1 protein-coding gene is annotated in these 796 nt (G+C 47.0%); it reads right to left on the bottom strand.

Annotated features, from left to right (window positions below):
- Window positions 1-121 precede the first annotated feature (121 nt).
- Window positions 122-796: HD-GYP domain-containing protein (locus tag NNN71_RS24765; protein ID WP_271459601.1), on the bottom strand; the 675-nt coding region annotated here is incomplete at its 5' end.

The following is a 796-nucleotide window of genomic DNA, read 5'->3' on the forward strand; positions in this document are numbered from 1 at the left end:
ATAGCATAGACCGCCTGAGAGTGAATGAATAAAACAATAATTACTGTGTTTTTAATAATGCTTAGTGTTTCATTAAACATAATGAAAATTAATCCTTAAAGCGAGGTGATGGAGTTAAGGCTTAGCGTGAATGTCCCTGCGCGGTATTAAATTGGGAACAAATTTCCTTAATGTCTTGTTCACATTCGAGAAATGCGTTTACCACCGAGGGATCAAACTGTGTTCCTGCCCCACTAATAATGATGTCGAGGGCTTTACTATGGGACATGCTTTTTTTATACACACGCTTACTGGTTAATGCGTCATAAACGTCCGCAACGGCCATCACACGGGCGCAAAAGGGGATATCGGTGCCTGACAGGCGGTCGGGATAGCCTTTGCCGTCCCAGCGTTCATGATGGCTGCCCGCCATATCAATGGCGCAGTGGAGAAACTCACTGGGTGCTCGCAGTTTATCTGCGGCATCGGCTAGCAGCCGCCGACCGATGGTGGTGTGCGTTTTAATCACGTCAAACTCTTCGTCGGTAAGGGCACCGGGTTTCAGTAAGATTGAGTCAGGAATGGCCACTTTGCCCACGTCATGCAGAGGTGCCGCATGGAATAATGAATCGATAAAAAAAGGATGCTGTGCTTCTGGATGATACTTTTCCAGAACTTCAGCAAGGCGTTTCACGTAGAACTGGGTGCGGCTGGTATGTCCTCCTGTCTCCGGATCTCTGGAATCACATACGGCGGCCATCGCATGCAGCAGAGCATGATTTGAATTCTCGAGGTCTTCTTTCCATATATTCATATT

The sequence above is a fragment of the Kluyvera sp. Awk 3 genome, assembly GCF_028069715.1.
Lineage (GTDB): Bacteria > Pseudomonadota > Gammaproteobacteria > Enterobacterales > Enterobacteriaceae > Kluyvera > Kluyvera georgiana_A.